At 64.8% G+C, this 15,224-nt stretch carries 19 protein-coding genes; 10 read left to right on the top strand and 9 right to left on the bottom strand.

What is annotated here, in order from left to right; translation table 11 throughout:
* Window positions 1–3 precede the first annotated feature (3 nt).
* Genes HKL97_RS05680 through atpC form a run of 3 tightly spaced genes read left to right on the top strand, consistent with a single transcriptional unit; the run spans window position 4 to window position 2,750 of the window.
* On the top strand, window positions 4–882 hold the full coding sequence (locus tag HKL97_RS05680) for a F0F1 ATP synthase subunit gamma (RefSeq protein ID WP_291423345.1): 879 nt from the start codon (window positions 4–6) through the stop codon (window positions 880–882).
* Between the two features lie 12 nt (window positions 883–894).
* On the top strand, window positions 895–2,325 hold the full coding sequence (gene atpD, locus HKL97_RS05685; RefSeq protein WP_291423310.1) for a F0F1 ATP synthase subunit beta: 1,431 nt from the start codon (window positions 895–897) through the stop codon (window positions 2,323–2,325).
* Between the two features lie 2 nt (window positions 2,326–2,327).
* Window positions 2,328–2,750, top strand: a complete 423-nt coding sequence (gene atpC / locus HKL97_RS05690; RefSeq protein ID WP_291423312.1) for an ATP synthase F1 subunit epsilon — start codon at window positions 2,328–2,330, stop codon at window positions 2,748–2,750.
* Window positions 2,751–2,818: 68 nt separating this feature from the next.
* Here atpC and HKL97_RS05695 read toward each other — a convergent pair whose 3' ends face one another.
* Both HKL97_RS05695 and fsa read right to left on the bottom strand, forming a co-directional pair.
* Window positions 2,819–3,694, bottom strand: coding sequence for a tyrosine recombinase XerC (locus HKL97_RS05695; protein WP_291423314.1), 876 nt, complete (start codon window positions 3,692–3,694; stop codon window positions 2,819–2,821).
* Between the two features lie 19 nt (window positions 3,695–3,713).
* Entirely contained in the window at window positions 3,714–4,370 is a 657-nt protein-coding gene (fsa, locus tag HKL97_RS05700) for a fructose-6-phosphate aldolase (protein ID WP_291423316.1), read from the bottom strand.
* A gap of 43 nt (window positions 4,371–4,413) precedes the next feature.
* Here fsa and priA point away from each other — a divergent pair, with 43 nt between their 5' ends.
* The gene (gene priA / locus HKL97_RS05705) at window positions 4,414–6,396 is read left to right on the top strand and encodes a primosomal protein N' (RefSeq protein WP_291423318.1); all 1,983 of its coding nucleotides are present in this window, start codon (window positions 4,414–4,416) and stop codon (window positions 6,394–6,396) included.
* A gap of 36 nt (window positions 6,397–6,432) precedes the next feature.
* Window positions 6,433–7,230, top strand: coding sequence for a sulfite exporter TauE/SafE family protein (locus tag HKL97_RS05710; protein ID WP_291423321.1), 798 nt, complete (start codon window positions 6,433–6,435; stop codon window positions 7,228–7,230).
* Between the two features lie 51 nt (window positions 7,231–7,281).
* On the opposite strand, the gene HKL97_RS05715 is transcribed toward HKL97_RS05710, so the two are convergent.
* The 3 genes from HKL97_RS05715 to HKL97_RS05725 form a co-directional block, all read right to left on the bottom strand.
* Window positions 7,282–8,631 (bottom strand): cytosine permease, encoded by a 1,350-nt coding sequence (locus HKL97_RS05715; protein WP_291423323.1) that lies wholly within the window; start codon window positions 8,629–8,631, stop codon window positions 7,282–7,284.
* A 174-nt stretch (window positions 8,632–8,805) separates the two neighbouring features.
* Window positions 8,806–9,132, bottom strand: a complete 327-nt coding sequence (locus HKL97_RS05720; protein ID WP_291423325.1) for a hypothetical protein — start codon at window positions 9,130–9,132, stop codon at window positions 8,806–8,808.
* A gap of 58 nt (window positions 9,133–9,190) precedes the next feature.
* Complete coding sequence (locus HKL97_RS05725) at window positions 9,191–10,426, bottom strand: MFS transporter (RefSeq protein WP_291423327.1); 1,236 nt, start codon at window positions 10,424–10,426, stop codon at window positions 9,191–9,193.
* Window positions 10,427–10,535: 109 nt separating this feature from the next.
* Here HKL97_RS05725 and HKL97_RS05730 point away from each other — a divergent pair, with 109 nt between their 5' ends.
* The 5 genes from HKL97_RS05730 (at window position 10,536) to HKL97_RS05750 (ending at window position 13,367) form a co-directional block, all read left to right on the top strand.
* Window positions 10,536–11,567, top strand: coding sequence for an aspartate-semialdehyde dehydrogenase (locus HKL97_RS05730; protein WP_291423329.1), 1,032 nt, complete (start codon window positions 10,536–10,538; stop codon window positions 11,565–11,567).
* Between the two features lie 82 nt (window positions 11,568–11,649).
* A complete protein-coding gene (locus tag HKL97_RS05735) occupies window positions 11,650–12,270 on the top strand; it encodes a glutathione S-transferase family protein (protein WP_291423331.1) in 621 nt (206 codons plus the stop codon).
* Window positions 12,271–12,302: 32 nt separating this feature from the next.
* The gene (locus HKL97_RS05740; RefSeq protein WP_363238444.1) at window positions 12,303–12,740 is read left to right on the top strand and encodes a DUF1810 domain-containing protein; all 438 of its coding nucleotides are present in this window, start codon (window positions 12,303–12,305) and stop codon (window positions 12,738–12,740) included.
* 28 nt (window positions 12,741–12,768) lie between these two features.
* Window positions 12,769–12,975, top strand: coding sequence for a type II toxin-antitoxin system Phd/YefM family antitoxin (locus tag HKL97_RS05745; RefSeq protein ID WP_291423333.1), 207 nt, complete (start codon window positions 12,769–12,771; stop codon window positions 12,973–12,975).
* Entirely contained in the window at window positions 12,972–13,367 is a 396-nt protein-coding gene (locus HKL97_RS05750; protein WP_291423335.1) for a type II toxin-antitoxin system VapC family toxin, read from the top strand. The genes HKL97_RS05745 and HKL97_RS05750 overlap by 4 nt, the downstream gene beginning before the upstream one ends.
* Before the next feature lie 29 nt (window positions 13,368–13,396).
* Here HKL97_RS05750 and HKL97_RS05755 read toward each other — a convergent pair whose 3' ends face one another.
* The 4 genes from HKL97_RS05755 to HKL97_RS05770 form a co-directional block, all read right to left on the bottom strand.
* Window positions 13,397–13,756 (bottom strand): type II toxin-antitoxin system PemK/MazF family toxin, encoded by a 360-nt coding sequence (locus HKL97_RS05755; RefSeq protein ID WP_291423337.1) that lies wholly within the window; start codon window positions 13,754–13,756, stop codon window positions 13,397–13,399.
* A complete protein-coding gene (locus HKL97_RS05760) occupies window positions 13,746–13,967 on the bottom strand; it encodes an AbrB/MazE/SpoVT family DNA-binding domain-containing protein (RefSeq protein WP_291423339.1) in 222 nt (73 codons plus the stop codon). The genes HKL97_RS05755 and HKL97_RS05760 overlap by 11 nt, the downstream gene beginning before the upstream one ends.
* Before the next feature lie 228 nt (window positions 13,968–14,195).
* Window positions 14,196–14,534 carry an MmcQ/YjbR family DNA-binding protein gene (locus HKL97_RS05765; RefSeq protein WP_291423341.1) on the bottom strand — a complete coding sequence of 113 codons (339 nt, stop codon included), beginning with the start codon at window positions 14,532–14,534 and terminating at the stop codon, window positions 14,196–14,198.
* Window positions 14,524–15,224, bottom strand: a 701-nt coding sequence (locus HKL97_RS05770) for an HRDC domain-containing protein (RefSeq protein ID WP_291423343.1), incomplete at its 5' end; no start/stop codon positions are given. The genes HKL97_RS05765 and HKL97_RS05770, both read right to left, overlap by 11 nt.

The raw sequence follows: 15,224 nt of genomic DNA on the forward strand, positions 1-15,224 counted from the left end.
CCGATGCCCAGTTTGAAAACCCTGCGCAATCGCATCAACAGTGTGAAATCGACGCAAAAAATCACCAGCGCCATGAAGATGGTCGCCGCGGCGAAACTGCGCCGCGCGCAGGCGCAGGCGGAGGCTTCGCGCCCCTATGCCAAGCGCATGGGCGAGATGATGAGCGCCCTGGCCGCCGCCGAGGCCGCCAACCCCAACGCCCCGGCCCTGCTGGTCGGTAACGGGCGGGATAAAACCCACCTGCTGCTGGCCGTCACCGCGGACCGCGGCCTGGCCGGCGCCTTCAACGGCAATATCTCCAAGCACGTCCGCCTCCAGGTTCAGGCGCTGGAAGCCCAGGGCAAGACCGTGAAAATCTTCACGCTCGGCCGCAAGGGCAACGATTCGCTGCGTCGCGACCTTGAGAGCAAAATCGCCGGCACCAAGAACTTCGTCGGCAAAAAAACCATCGACTTCGCCGATGCCGAAGCCATCGCGCAGACCATCATCGGCCTGTTCCGTGACGAAGCCTTCGATGTCTGCACCCTGGTGTTCAACCGCTTCCATTCGGTGATGACCCAGACCGTGACCGAAACCCCGCTGATCCCGGCCGCCGCCCCCACCGCGAACGACAACGCCGCCCCGGAGCAGAACTACGAGGTGGAACCCGACGACGGCACCCTTCTGGAGCGGCTGCTGCCGCGCAATCTCGCGGTCCAAATCTACGCGGCGCTGCTCGAAAACAGCGCCGGTTTCTACGCCAGCCAGATGACGGCCATGGACAGCGCCACCCGCAACGCGGGCGACATGATCAAAAAACTGTCCCTGACCTACAACCGCGCCCGGCAGGCGAACATCACCAAAGAACTCATCGAGATCATCTCCGGCGCTGAAGCCGTTTAAGGTAGAGAGAAAATGGCAAGCAATAACACTGGTCGCGTCACGCAAATCCTGGGCGCCGTCGTCGACGTGCAGTTCGAAGGCGAGCTGCCCTTCATCCAGAACGCGCTGGAAACCAAAATCGGGGACCGCACTTTGGTGCTGGAAGTCGCGCAGGAAATCGGCGAGCGCACCGTACGCTGCATCGCCATGGACACGACCGACGGCATGGTCCGCGGCGCGGAAGTCTCCGACACCGGCGCCGCCATCTCCGTCCCCGTCGGCCCCGGCACGCTGGGCCGCATCCTCAACGTCATCGGCGAGCCGATCGACGAGCGCGGCCCGATCGTGGCAACCGCCCGCATGCCAATCCACCGCGACGCCCCGGCCTTCGAGGAACAATCCGCCTCGGCTGAAATCCTCGTCACCGGCATCAAGGTGGTCGACCTGCTGGCCCCCTACCAGAAGGGCGGCAAGACCGGCCTGTTCGGTGGTGCTGGCGTCGGCAAAACGGTGCTCATCCAGGAGCTCATCAACAACATCGCCAAGGGCCACGGCGGCGTGTCCGTGTTCGCGGGCGTGGGTGAGCGCACCCGTGAAGGTAACGACCTTTACCATGAAATGATCGACGCCGGCGTTATCAAGCTGGGCGAGAACGACACCGAAGGCTCCAAAGTGGCCCTGGTGTACGGCCAGATGAACGAGCCGCCGGGTGCGCGCGCCCGCGTCGCGCTCTCGGGCGTGACCATGGCCGAATACTTCCGCGACGTCGAAGGCCAGGACGTGCTGTTCTTCGTGGACAACATCTTCCGCTTCACCCAGGCCGGCGCCGAAATGTCCGCGCTGCTGGGCCGCATCCCCTCCGCCGTGGGCTACCAGCCCACCCTCGCGACCGACATGGGCGCCCTGCAGGAACGCATCACTTCCACGAAGAAGGGCTCCATCACCTCGGTGCAGGCCATCTACGTCCCCGCTGACGATTTGACCGACCCGGCGCCCGCCACCTCCTTCGCCCATCTGGACGCCACCACAGTGCTCAACCGCGCGATCTCCGAGAAAGGCATCTACCCGGCGGTTGACCCGCTGGACTCCACCTCCCGCTCGCTCGACCCCCGCATCGTGGGCGAGGAGCACTACCAGGTCGCCCGCGATGTGCAGCGCATCCTGCAGACCTACAAATCCCTGCAGGACATCATCGCGATCCTGGGCATGGATGAACTCTCCGAGGACGACAAGCTGGTTGTCGCGCGCGCCCGCAAAATCGAGCGCTTCCTCTCGCAGCCCTTCCATGTCGCGGAGGTCTTCACCGGCTCCCCTGGCGTGTTCGTGAAGGTCGAAGACACCATCCGCAGCTTCAAGGCCATCGTCGCCGGCGAATACGACCACCTCCCCGAGGCAGCCTTCTACATGGTCGGCACCATCGAGGACGCGGTCGCCAAGGCCGAAGCCATGGCCGCGAAGGCTTGAAAATGCCACTCGTCCTGGAAATCATCAGCCCGGAGAAGCTCCTGCTGTCGCGGGATGTCGACATGGTCGTCATCACCGGCACCGAGCGTGACATCGGCGTGCTGCCGGGCCACGCCAAGCTCATCACGGGCTTGCGCGGCGGGCTGGTGGATATCTACGAGAACAACACCATCACCGACCGTTTTTTCGTCCCCGGCGGCTTCGCCGAAGTCACGGAAAGCTATTGCGCCGTGCTGGCCGACGGGATCATCCGCCAGTCAGACCTCGACCCCGCCAAGGCCGCCGAAGCTCTCACCGCCGCCCAGGCCGCGTATGACGCGACAGACATGAACAACGCGGAAGCCTACCGCCTCGCCACTGACCGGCTGATCTCAGCCCAGGCGATGGTGGATAGTATCTCGCCCTCGCGGGGCGAAAAAGTTTAAGCCGCACCAGCATTCCAGCCGAAAACACGGCCTGGCGCCAAACGCCGGGCCGTTTTTTTATACGCGCCTCACGCCCGCGGATGCGCCTTGCGCCAAACCTCCATCAACTGCGCGGTATCCACATCCGTATAGCGCTGCGTCGTCGAGAGGCTCGCATGCCCCAGCAGCTCCTGGATCGAGCGCAAATCCGCCCCGCCCGCCAGCAGGTGGGTGGCAAAAGAGTGCCGCAGCGCATGCGGCGTCGCATGTTCGGGCAATCCGTTTGCCCGCCGGAAGTCGCGCAGCGTTTTCTGCACCACCCCGGCATTCAGCCGCCCGCCGCGCACCCCCACAAACAGCGGCTCACCCCGCCCTGGATTCGGGTGCAGCTTCAAATACACCGCCACCGCCGCGCGCACCGCGGGCAGCAGGGGCACAATCCGCTGCTTATTCCCCTTGCCGGTCACCCGCAGCGCATCATCCGCCGGGGGCAACTCCCCCACATTGAGCACCAGCGCCTCATTGATGCGCAGCCCCGCGCCGTAGAGCAGCATCATCAGCGCCATATCGCGCGCCTGCACCATCGCGCTATCGCTCGCCTCGCCGATGTCCTGCGCCACCGCCTTGGCGTCATCCGGGCTCAGCGCCTTTGGCAAGGGGCGTTTCGGGCGCGGGCGCGAGATCAGCGCGAGCGCCGCGCCGTCCACCCCGTGCCGCTGCTTCAAAAACCTGAAAAATGTCCTAATCGCGGAGAGTTTACGCGCCCGCGTCGCATTGCCCGCCCCCGCCGCGGCGCCGGCGGCGATCCAGGCCCTGAAATCCGCCGCGCGCAAGCTTCGCAGCATGTCCACATCAGCCACGCCCCCCACATGGGTGGCACAGAATTCCAGAAAGGCGAGCACATCCCGCCCATACGTCTCCAGGGTCTTTCCGGCGGCCCGGCGTTCCGCGCCGAGCCAGCTCAAAAATTCCCCGGATAAGCCTTCAGGCAATGCTCTGCCCGGTCTTCGCCCAATCGGCCATGAACCCGGCCAGCCCCTTGTCGGTCAGCGGATGGGCGTAAAGCTGCTTAATCACGCTGGGCGGAATCGTCGCCACATCGGCGCCCATTTTCGCCGCCTCGATCAGATGGATCGGGTTACGGATGGACGCGACCAGAACCTCGGTCTTGATATTCGGGTAATTGGCGTAAATCTGCACAATATCGGCGATCAGATCCATGCCGTTCTGGCCGATGTCATCCAGCCGGCCAACAAACGGCGAGATGAACGCCGCCCCCGCCTTGGCCGCCAGCAGCGCCTGCGCGGCCGAGAAGCACAGGGTCACGTTCACCATCACGCCTTCCTGGCTGAGCGTATGGCACGCACGCAGCCCGTCCTGGGTCAACGGCACCTTAATCGTCACATTCGGGGCGATCTTGCGCAGCACCGCCGCCTCTTTCAGCATCTGCGTGTATTCGGTGGCGGCCACCTCGGCGCTCACCGGGCCGGAAACAACCGCGCAAATCTCCGCAATCACCTCCAGTATGTTGCGGCCGGATTTGGCGATGAGCGACGGATTCGTCGTCACGCCATCAAGCAGGCCGGTGGCGGCCAGTTCACGGATTTCGGAGATCTCAGCGGTATCGACGAAGAATTTCATGGGTCACTTTCCGGTATGTGGAGTCTGGTGCAAAGCATATAGCATGGAGCCCCCAAGTCGAAGCAACCGCGTCAGCGTTTTGCTCCCCTACCCGTTTGAAACGCCCTTTACCTACGCGGCGGCGCAAGCACTGCCGCCCGGCACGCTGGTGCGCGTGCCCCTGGGCGCGCGCATGGCCGTGGGCGCGGTGTGGTCACATCCGCCTGACCAGGGGGTGAAAACCAGACCCATCGCTGAAATCCTTGCCCGCCCGCCGCTCCCCAAACCCTTGATGGGCTTCATAGATTGGGTCGCCCGCTACACGCTCTCCCCGCGCGGCGAGGTCCTGGCCCTGGCCTTGAAGGAGAGCCTGCTCACCGCGCCGCCGAAGCGCGGCAAGGCGTTCACCTTTGGCGGCGCCAACCCGGCGCACCCCGGCCCCATCCTCTCCGCCGCCCAGGCCGCCGCCGCCGCCGCCCTGCGCGACTCGGTGGCGCACCAGAAATTCAGCGTCACCCTGCTGGACGGCGTCACCGGCTCCGGCAAAACCGAGGTCTATCTGGAAGCCGTGGCCCAGGCCCTGCGCGAGAACCGCCAAGCGCTGGTGCTGCTGCCAGAAATCGCCCTCTCCGTGCAGTTCCTGCAACGCTTCGAACAGCGCTTCGCCGCCGCCCCCGCCGTCTGGCATTCCGAGCTCACCCCGGCCGCCCGCCGCGAGACCTTCCGCGCCGTGGCCGAGGGCCGCGCCAATGTCGTCGTCGGCGCCCGCTCGGCGCTCTTCCTGCCCTTCCCCGCCCTGGGGCTGATCGTGGTGGACGAAGAGCACGAGAGCGCCTTCAAACAAGAAGACGGCGTGATGTACAACGCGCGCGACATGGCGGTGGTGCGCGCACGCCTTTCCGCCGCGCCCTGCGTGCTGGTGAGCGCCACGCCGAGCCTGGAGAGCGTGGAGAACGCAGCCTCGGGCCGCTACACCCGGCTGGACCTCCCCTCCCGCCACGGCGGCGCGGTGCTGCCGCAGGTAAAATCGGTTGATCTGCGCGCCAGCCCGCCCGAGCGCGGCAAATTCCTCTCCCCCGTATTGGTGGAGGCGGTGCGCGAGACCCTCGCCCGCGGCGAGCAGGTCATGCTTTTCCTCAACCGCCGCGGCTATGCCCCGCTCACCCTCTGCCGCCGCTGCGGCCACCGCATCTCCTGCCCCAATTGCACCGCCTGGCTGGTCGAACACCGCAGCCATTCGCGCCTCATCTGCCATCATTGCGGCCACAGCGCCGCGATCCCCGAAACATGCCCCGCCTGCGAAGCCGAGGCCAGTTTCGTGCCCATCGGCCCCGGGGTTGAGCGCATCGCCGAGGAGGTGGCCGCGCTCTTCCCCGCCGCCCGCACCCTGGTCATGGCATCGGACATCATCACCAGCCCCAAACAGGCCGCCGAGGCCGCCGCCCGCATCACCGAGCGCGGCGCGGACATCATCATCGGCACGCAGATGGTCGCCAAAGGCTGGCATTTCCCGCACCTCACGCTGGTCGGCGTGGTAGATGCCGACCTCGGCCTGGCAGGCGGCGACCTGCGCGCGGGCGAGCGCACGGTGCAGATGCTCCACCAAGTCGCCGGCCGCGCCGGCCGCGCCCAGGCCCCCGGCACCGTGTTGTTGCAAAGCTTCTCGCCCGAACACCCGGTCATCGCGGCGCTCATCTCGGGCAACCTGCCGGATTTCTACGCCCAGGAGGCCGCCGCGCGCCGCCCAGGCCACTGGCCGCCTTATGGACGGCTCGCCGCCCTCATCATCAGCGCCACCGACGAAAAACTGGCCGACCAGACCGCCCGCGCCCTGGCCCGCACCGCCCCGCACGGTCCGGGGATCGAGGTACTCGGCCCCGCCCCGGCGCCTTACGCCCTGCTGCGCGGCCGCTTCCGCCGCCGCCTGCTGCTAAAAACCGCGAAACACATCCCGGTCCAGCCCCTGCTGCGCGACTGGCTGGCGCAAACCGATATCCATAAATCCAGCCGGGTTGATGTTGATGTAGACCCCGTCTCATTTATGTAGCTTGCATGACGGATTGAAGCCAAGTAAAATTACCCTATGATGCTTATAGAGAATCTAGCCATTCAGCCTGGCTATGCACTCTCCGGCCTGCTCGTGGGGCTGCTCGTCGGCATGACCGGGGTCGGCGGCGGCTCCCTCATGACCCCTCTGCTCGTCCTGGTATTCGGCATGCACCCCTCGGTCGCCGTCGGCACAGACCTGCTGTTCGCCTCGGTCACCAAAGCCGCCGGCACCAGCATCCACAGCGCTGGCAAAACCATTAACTGGACAATCGTCGCCCGCCTGGCCACCGGCTCCGTGCCGGCAACCATCCTCACCCTGCTGGCCCTGGCGCATTTCGGCGCCGCCAACAAAACCGTCACGCACCTCATCTCCCTCACGCTGGGCATCGCCCTGCTGCTCAGCGCCATCTCCCTGCTCCTCAAAGATTGGATCATCGCGCGCGCCAGCAAACGCTGGCCAGAATCCGGGCGCGAAAGCCCGGCCTGGCGGACAATCCTCGTCGGCTTTCTCGTCGGCGCGCTGGTTTCGCTCTCCTCCGTCGGCGCCGGGGCGCTGGGCACCATCGCCCTCATCTACCTCTACCCGCGCCTGCCGCTCGTGCGCATCATCGGCTCGGACATCGCCCACGCCGTCCCCCTCACCCTGCTCGCTGGCCTCGGGCACTGGTATCTCGGCACGGTGGACTTCGCCCTGCTCGGCTCGCTGCTGCTGGGCTCCATACCCGGCATCATCACCGGCAGCTACGCGGCGCGCTACACCCCAGACGCGGTGATGAAGCCCTGCCTGGGCCTCATCCTCGCCTTCACCGGCATCAAACTGCTGGTCCGATAATCCGCGCACCAAAGGGCCGCAAAGCCCCTTGGTCACAACGGATATTTGAGCTCATTGCGCCGTCACGGTTGCCGTGGCCGGCGCGCTCAGCAGAAAATACAGCACCGCGCCCAGGATGAAGGAGACGACAAACGTGCTGTCGCCAAACTGCGGATAGGCGGCCGCGAACCAGCCCGTATGCAGCGTCTGGTTCCAGAACGGCTCGGAGGCCACCACCGTTACCACCCAGGCGGTGAACGCGGCGCTAACGCCTCCCAGGCGCGAGGTGCGCTTGCTCAGGTGGCAAAACAGCGTGATGGAAATCCACGGCACCGTCCAATAGCCGAGCACGAACAGAAAATTCTCGTAATTGGTGATGAAATTTTCCGCCGCCAGCACGGAGATGATCGTGCCGATGGTGCCCGTCAGCAGCGCCGCCCAATGCTGTTTAATCTTAACGCCAATCGCCAGGGCCGAAAGCGTCGCGGAATAGATGTTCAGAATATTGGCGCTGATGGTGCCCAGCACGACCGCGATCAGCAACGGCGTCTTCAGCCATTCGGGCATCCAACTGGTGAACAGATCGGAGGGTTTCGAAAACGACACGGAGGCGCCGATCAGCGCGCCCAGCGCCTCAATCCACACGGTTGAGATCACCGACCCCCAGAACGCATAGGTCCGCACGGTTTTCTTCACCGCCGCGGGATTCTGGTTGGTGCGCAGATAGCGCGTATAATCAGAGGAATACGGAATCCAGCCGACGACATACCCAACCATGATCGAGGTGGCGAGCATGAACGCGCCCGAAAAACCACCCACGGCGGCCTCGGCTTTCCCGTTTTCCGGCACCGAGAGGCCAAGGTGCCTCACCGCGACAAAGCTCAGCGCCAGAAACACCAGCGTGAGCACATAAACCAGGTATTTCTCCGTTGCCTGGATCAGGTCATGCCCGACGAAGGCGATCGCCACCTGAATGGCCGAAAGCACAATGATGCTGACGATGAGGTTCCCGCCAAAAAAATACTGCAGCGCATAGGCGCCGACGATCGTGTTGACCGCGAACCAGGAGAAGCCGCCCAGGAAGTTGAACAGCGAGGGTAGTTTATTGCCCAGCTTGCCGAACCAGTTGGCCCCCTGGATCATCTGCGGCAGGCCGTAATCCACGCCGAATGTGCTGAAAAACGCCAGCGTCAGCCCGCCCAGCACATTGGCGATCACGATGGCCGCCAGCGCGGCGCTGAAGGAGAGCCCGAGCCAGCCGGTGGCCAACGCCCCGGTGGTCAGCGTCGCGAATTCAATATTCGCCGCCATCCAAAGGCCGAACACGGCCTTCGGGTTACCGTGCGTCTCTTTCAGGGTGACTTCCGCAATCCCCTTTTCCTCGATGATGCCAAATAGTTCTGGTGTAACATCAGCCGTCATTCTTCGCTCCAGCACGGCGCAAGGCCGCTAAAAAATTCATCAAGCAGCCGTACCCTGGCCGGTTCACCGGAGCGGTTCGGTATTAAAATCTGGCAATATTTCACTGCAGCGTCAAGCAACGCCCCTGCGCGCGCAAAAAACAGGCAAAATCGTCTGCAGCCAAACCCCGCAGCTCTAAAGCGCGTTCCGCAACGGGTGCACCACCGGCAGATGGGGCGAACCGCCCGCGGTGGACGCACCAATACCAGGCACCACCCGCTGCGCCAGCAGCACCACCATCAGCACCACCACCAGCCAGCCCAGCATCCCGCCCAGCGTACGCAGCGCCGCCACCGAAAGCGTGACCATCAGCACCAGAAAAAGATAAAGCTGATACGGCGGCACAATCCCGAAATCCGTCAGGAAGCCGGACGCGGCATTGTTGACCATCCCGGCAACATTCAACACCACCCCCGCCAAGGCAACAATCCCGGTCAGAACAGACTGAAGCTCATTGCCCATTGTTTGCCTCCGTTATCAAAACTATAACGCAACGGCTAAAAATCGCCAGAAAATTCAGCTACTCCAGGCGCTCCATGTCACGCAGCGCGGGAAAAAGCCGCATCCACAGCAACGCCACCAAAATGGTGCCCACCCCGCCCAGCGCCGCCGCCGGCACCGCGCCGAACAATGCCGCCGTCATCCCGCTCTCAAACTCGCCCAGCTGGTTGGAAGCGTTGATAAACAAATAGTTCACAGCTCCCACCCGCCCGCGCATGTCATCGGGAGTCGCCAGCTGCACCAACGAGAGGCGGATGATCACGCTGATGGTATCCGCCGCCCCCATCACCGCCAGGGCCAGCAGCGAAAACACCAGCCAGCGCGAAAGCGCGAAAGCCACCGTCGCCACGCCGAACACGATCACCGCCTGGAACATGCGCATGCCCACGCGCCGCGTTATCGGGTAGCGGGCCACCACCGCCGTCATCAGCAGCGCCCCCACCGCCGGCGCGCCGCGCAACACGCCCAGCCCCCAGGGGCCGGTGTGCAAAATGTCATGGGCATAAATCGGCAGCAACGCAGTCGCCCCGCCAAGCAGCACAGCGAACAGGTCCAGCGAGATGGTCCCCAAAATCGCCGGGTTGCGCCGCACGAACCCCACCCCCGCGAACACCGCGCGCAAGTCAGGCGGCGCCTTGGCCTCCACCTTGCGCTCCAGTCTAATCCCCCCGTTCAGCGCGCCGCTCACCAGCCAGCATGCCGCCATCACCACATAGGGCACGCCAGGGCTGAGCGCGTACAGCAACCCGCCCACCGCCGGCCCGCTGATCATCGCGAACTGGAACACCCCGGTGGTCAACGCCGAGGCCTTTTGCAACAATCCCGCAGGCGCCACACCGGGCAGCAACGCGCTCACCGCCGGACTTTCGAACGAACGCGCCCCGCCCAGCACCGCCACGGCGGCAAAAATCTCCGGCACGTTCAGCCACCCGGCAAAACTGCCCCAGCCCAGCACCACCGCCACCAGCCCTTCGAGGCTCTGGCAAATCCACGCCACCCGCCGGCGGTCATATTTATCCGCGGCATGGCCGCCAAAAAACGCCAGTACCGCCAGCGCCGCAAACTGCACCAGCCCGACCATGCCAAGGTCAAACGCGCTGCGGGTGAGCGCGTAAACCTGCCAGCCCACCGCCACCGCGGCAATCTGGTAGGCAAAGCCAGACATCCCCCTGGCCACGAAAAACCGCCGGAACGGCGGGTGGCGGAGCAGCGCCGCTGCCTTGGGAGAAGGCACGCCAATGGGGCCGGATGTCATGCGCGGGCTATGCCAGAGCCATCAGCGCGCCGCAAACCAGCCCATGCCTTGCGTTACCCCCCCTTTGGTTTTACTTCACCGTTCACTTTTCAATTTGGAGTTTCTCGCCATGTCTTTCAGGGTTGCGGTTGTTGGTGCCACCGGTGCGGTCGGGCGCGAAATCCTCAAAACCCTTGCCGAGCGGAACTTTCCGGTCTCCGAGGTCGCCGCCCTGGCCTCGGGCCGCTCCGCCGGCTCGCAGGTGTCCTTCGGGGAGGATAAAATCCTCACCGTGAAAAACCTTGAGACTTTCGACTTCACGGGCTGGGACATCGGCCTGTTCTCACCCGGCGCCTCGATCTCGGCGATTCACGCCCCGCGCGCGGGTGCGGCGGGCTGTGTCGTCATCGACAATACCTCGCAGTTCCGCATGGACCCTGATGTGCCGCTGGTGGTGCCGGAGGTGAACCCGGAGGCGATCACCCAGTTCCGTAAGCGTAACATCATCGCCAACCCCAACTGCTCGACCATCCAGATGGTCGTGGCCCTCAAGCCCCTGCACGATAAATTCAAGATCAAGCGTGTCGTCGTCGCCACCTACCAGTCGGTGTCCGGCGCCGGGAAAGAGGGCATGGACGAGCTTCTGGCCAACACCAAGGTGCATTATGTGCACGACAAGAACCCCCCGCAGATCTTCCAGAAAGACATTGCCTTCAATGTCATCCCGCAGATCGACGTGTTCATGGATGACGGCGCCACCAAGGAAGAATGGAAGATGGTGGTCGAGACGCAAAAAATCCTTGATCCGGCCATTCAGGTCATCGCCACCTGCGTGCGCGTGCCGGTGTTCATCGGCCATTCGGAGGCCGTGTATGTCGAGTTCGAGAACCCGGTGAGCGTGAACGAGGCCCGCGCGGTGTTGCGCGCCGCCCCCGGCGTGGAAGTGCACGACCAGCGCGTCGACGGCGGCTACATCACCCCCATCGAATGCAAGGGCGAGGACGCGGTGTTCGTCTCGCGCATCCGCAAGGACCCCACCGTGCCCCACGGCTTGGCCTTCTGGTGCGTGTCGGATAATCTGCGCAAAGGCGCCGCGCTGAACGCGGTGCAGATCGCCGAGGCGCTGGTCGCGCAGAAACTGCTTCCCCGCCAGGCGGGCTGAAACCCACTCCGCGCGGCAACGGCGTTGCCGCGCGGACCCGTTCAGGACTACTCTGCCGCCAAACCTCGCGGGAGAAACGGACATGAGCCTGACCCTCTACACCAACCCGATGTCGCGCGGCCGCATGGTCCGCTGGGCGCTGGAGGAAATCGGCCAGCCGTATGAAGCCGAGATCATCCACTACGGCCCGCCGATGAAAACGCCGGCCTATCTGGCCATCAATCCCATGGGCAAAGTCCCGGCCTTGCGCCACGGCGATGTGATCATCACCGAAACCCCGGCCATTATCGCCTATCTGGCCGATACCTTCCCCGCCGCGCGCCTTGCGCCGCCGCCCGGCTCGCCCCTGCGCGGCAGCTACTACCGCTGGCTCTTCTTCGGCGCCGGCCCGTTCGAGACCGCGGTCCTCAACCATAATCTGGGCGTCATCATCCCGCCGGAACGCGCCGGCATGGCCGGCTACGGCAGCTTCGAGGCGGTGATGAACGTCACCGAGGCCGCGGTCTCCAAATCCCCTTACATTCTGGGCGAGGAATTCTCCGCGGCTGACATCTACCTCGGCGCGCAGATCGGCTTTGGCCTGCGCTTCGACTCCATCGCCAAACGCCCGGCGTTCGAGGCTTACTGGGACCGTCTGAAACACCGCCCGGCCTGCCTGCGCGCCGCCGGAATTGACGATAAACTGCTGGCCACGCACCCATAGCCCCAGCCCTTTTCAACCTGGCCCCTTTCAACCTGGAGCGTTTCGTGGCCGCCCAGGCGCCGCTCTGGCCCGGCGTGCGCGCCGAGCTGGCCGCCGGCACCAAGCGCACACATTGGATGTGGTTCATCTTCCCGCAGATCGCGGGGCTTGGGCACAGCCCCATGTCGCAAACCTACGCCATCTCCGGCGCGGCGGAGGCGCGGGCCTATCTCGCCCACCCCCTGCTCGGCCCCCGCCTGCGCGAGGCCACGGCGCTGGCGCTCACCCATGCGGCCCAACCCGCCGCGCTGGTCTTCGGCGCGGTGGACGCCGCAAAATTCCGTTCATGCCTCACCCTGTTCGCCACAGTCTCCGGCGACCCTCTGTTCACCCAGGCCCTGGCGCAATTTTTCGGCGGCGCGGCCGATGAGGCCACCCTGGCCCGGCTCAACGCCACCCCACCCCCCGCACCAAACGCAACACATCCTTAATGCCCATGGTCATAAAACCCTGGTCATCATGCGCAAAATCTCCAAATCCCAGTTCAAGCCCCGCGCCCTGGAACTTTTCCGCGAGGTCGAAGCCACCGGCCAGCCGCTGATCATTACCGACAACGGCACCCCCACGCTGGAAATCCGCCCCTACGCGCCGCCGCACACCAGCCCGCTGGATGCCCTGCGCGGCTCGGTGCTCTTCTTCGCCCCTCCGGAGGACACTCAAGGGTGATCCTGCTCGACTCTCACAGCCTCATCTGGTGGGTCAACCGCCATGCGGAGCTTTCCCTCAAGGCCCTGGCCGCCATCGAGGCCGAGCACCCCGGTGGTGAAATCCTCATCTCCGCCCTCACCGCATGGGAAATCCCCGCGCTGGCGCAATCAGGCCGGCTCGGGCTGCGCATGGAGCCCAGCGCCTGGCTGGCACGCATCGGCGCGCTGGCGGAGGTGCGCTTCATCCCCGTGGACAATGCCATCGCCCTGCAGGCCGCCACCCTCCCGGCCCCTGCGCCCGGACCCATGCCCGCGTGCATCCTCGCCGCCACCGCGCGCCATTTCGGCTGCCCGCTGGTCACCGCCAACGCCCGGTTGCACGCCTACCCGCATATCCGCACCATCTGGTAGCCCCCCTGGTCATCCCTGGCTGACCATGGTCAACCAGCCGGTCCCGTCACCCCTGTCAGCCCCATATTCGCGAAAACCTGCTCGCTCACCTGCCGCCGCGCGGCCCCCAGCAACGCGCCGATCACCTCGGCTTCGCGCCCCTCCACCGTCATCATCTTGGCCGTCCGCACCACCGAGGGCACGCCAAGCCCCGCCGCCATCATATCCCCCACCTCGATATCTCCAGGCCAGCCGCGGTTTTTCACGCTGGTAATCATCAGCACCCAGAGCAGCCCGTGGTTTTTAAAAATCTCCCCGGCCACGATCACCAGCGCAGGCCGGTGCTCGCGCGCCGGCTTTTCTCCCGCCGGATAGGGGATTCGCACAATATCCCAGCGTTTAAAGCCCATAGAACGACCTCTTATCCGCCTCGCTCTCCCATTCGTTGAACACCGCCATCTCCGCCACCGCGCCAGGCTGCGGGACGAGCGGCTTGCACAGCACCACCCGCTCGCCCTCCAGCACAAATCCGAGCATATCCCCCTCTTTCAGCCCCAGATGCCGCCGCACCGCCTGCGGAATGGTCGTCTGCGCCTTCGAGGTCAGCTTGCTGGTGATCATATTCTTCCCGCCCTTCATAAAATGCCCGAGTCGCAGCATTTCTGCGGAGATTTTCTTTATATTCGGTAAAACTCCTTACTTTTTCCGGAAAATTCTCATAAAATCTCCACAAACAGGAAAAATCCTTACTCAAAAAGAAAATTCCTTACCCGGTAAGGAAAAAGCTTCCCCCGTAAGGAGCTTCCTTGACGCAAGGATTTTCCAGGATTCAGTAAGGAATTTTCCGAATTAAACGCCGAGATCGGCCCTGACGGCCTTGGTCAGCCCCGCCACCACCACATCGTAGGACTGGCGCAGCAACAGCCGCAGTTCGGCATCGGGCACCCCATCGCTCACCTGCACCCAGGTTCCGCGCCGCAAATAAGGCGCGCGCGTTGCCATCCCCTGCTCGATCAGCAGCTCAAAGCGCAGCGGCGTGGTCTTGAACACATAGGCCGGCTTCCCGGTAAACTGCCCGATGGCAAACACCTTGCTGCCGATTTTATGCACATGGGAGCCGCCCCACTGCACCACAAAGGTGCTGGCGGGCAGCTTGCGGCAAAAAGCGTCGAAGCTGCTAAGCCTCACCCCGCCCGGCCACTTCGACGATTTTCACCCGCTTGCCCTGGGCGGAGAGCGCGATCTCGCCGCGGATCAGCCGCAGCGCATCGCGCCCGAACATCTCGCCGCGCCAGCCTTCCAGCGCCGCGTTGCCCTCGGCTTCGCCCAGCGCCAGCGTCTCGATATCCTCCGAGCTTGCCACCAGCCGCGGCGCCACATTGTTCTGCTCGGCCACCGCGTTCAGCAGCACCTTCAGCAGCGCCACCAGCGCCGGCGAGGCCCGGGGCGTATCGCGGGGCTTATCCGCGCGCGGCAGATCCCCCTCAGGCAGGGCCTTTGCCGCCGCGATGACCGCCAGCAGCGATTGCCCGGATTTGCCCTGCGCGAACCCGCTGGTAATCCCGCGCGCCTTGGCCAGCGCATCGGCGGTCTCTGGCGCCAGCGCCGCGATCTCGGGGATCTGCTCATCCTTCACCAGCCGCTGGCGGGGAATGTTAATCCGCTGCGCCTCGCGCTCGCGCCAGGCCGCAATCGCCTGGATCATCGCCAACTGCCGCTTATTGCCGGTGCGCAGCTTCAGCCGCTCCCAGGCGCGCTCGGGGTTTACGCGGTAGGTGTCCGGGTCGGCCAGCGCAGCCATCTCCTGGCCCACCCACGCCATCCGCCCATCCACCCGCAGCCGCGCCATCAGCCGCTCATACACAATGCGTAAATGCG

The organism is Acidocella sp. (assembly GCF_013044125.1).
GTDB lineage: Bacteria > Pseudomonadota > Alphaproteobacteria > Acetobacterales > Acetobacteraceae > Acidocella.

Coding starts and splice junctions, on each gene's coding strand:
- HKL97_RS05710 (WP_291423321.1), top strand. CDS start 6,433: ATGATGCTTATAGAGAATCTAGCCATTCAGCCTGGCTATGCACTCTCC.
- HKL97_RS05760 (WP_291423339.1), bottom strand. CDS start 13,967: ATGATCACCAGCAAGCTGACCTCGAAGGCGCAGACGACCATTCCGCAG.
- HKL97_RS05720 (WP_291423325.1), bottom strand. CDS start 9,132: ATGGGCAATGAGCTTCAGTCTGTTCTGACCGGGATTGTTGCCTTGGCG.
- HKL97_RS05755 (WP_291423337.1), bottom strand. CDS start 13,756: ATGGGCTTTAAACGCTGGGATATTGTGCGAATCCCCTATCCGGCGGGA.
- HKL97_RS05725 (WP_291423327.1), bottom strand. CDS start 10,426: ATGACATCCGGCCCCATTGGCGTGCCTTCTCCCAAGGCAGCGGCGCTG.
- HKL97_RS05730 (WP_291423329.1), top strand. CDS start 10,536: ATGTCTTTCAGGGTTGCGGTTGTTGGTGCCACCGGTGCGGTCGGGCGC.
- fsa (WP_291423316.1), bottom strand. CDS start 4,370: ATGAAATTCTTCGTCGATACCGCTGAGATCTCCGAAATCCGTGAACTG.
- priA (WP_291423318.1), top strand. CDS start 4,414: ATGGAGCCCCCAAGTCGAAGCAACCGCGTCAGCGTTTTGCTCCCCTAC.
- HKL97_RS05745 (WP_291423333.1), top strand. CDS start 12,769: ATGCGCAAAATCTCCAAATCCCAGTTCAAGCCCCGCGCCCTGGAACTT.
- atpD (WP_291423310.1), top strand. CDS start 895: ATGGCAAGCAATAACACTGGTCGCGTCACGCAAATCCTGGGCGCCGTC.
- atpC (WP_291423312.1), top strand. CDS start 2,328: ATGCCACTCGTCCTGGAAATCATCAGCCCGGAGAAGCTCCTGCTGTCG.
- HKL97_RS05715 (WP_291423323.1), bottom strand. CDS start 8,631: ATGACGGCTGATGTTACACCAGAACTATTTGGCATCATCGAGGAAAAG.
- HKL97_RS05680 (WP_291423345.1), top strand. CDS start 4: ATGCCCAGTTTGAAAACCCTGCGCAATCGCATCAACAGTGTGAAATCG.
- HKL97_RS05735 (WP_291423331.1), top strand. CDS start 11,650: ATGAGCCTGACCCTCTACACCAACCCGATGTCGCGCGGCCGCATGGTC.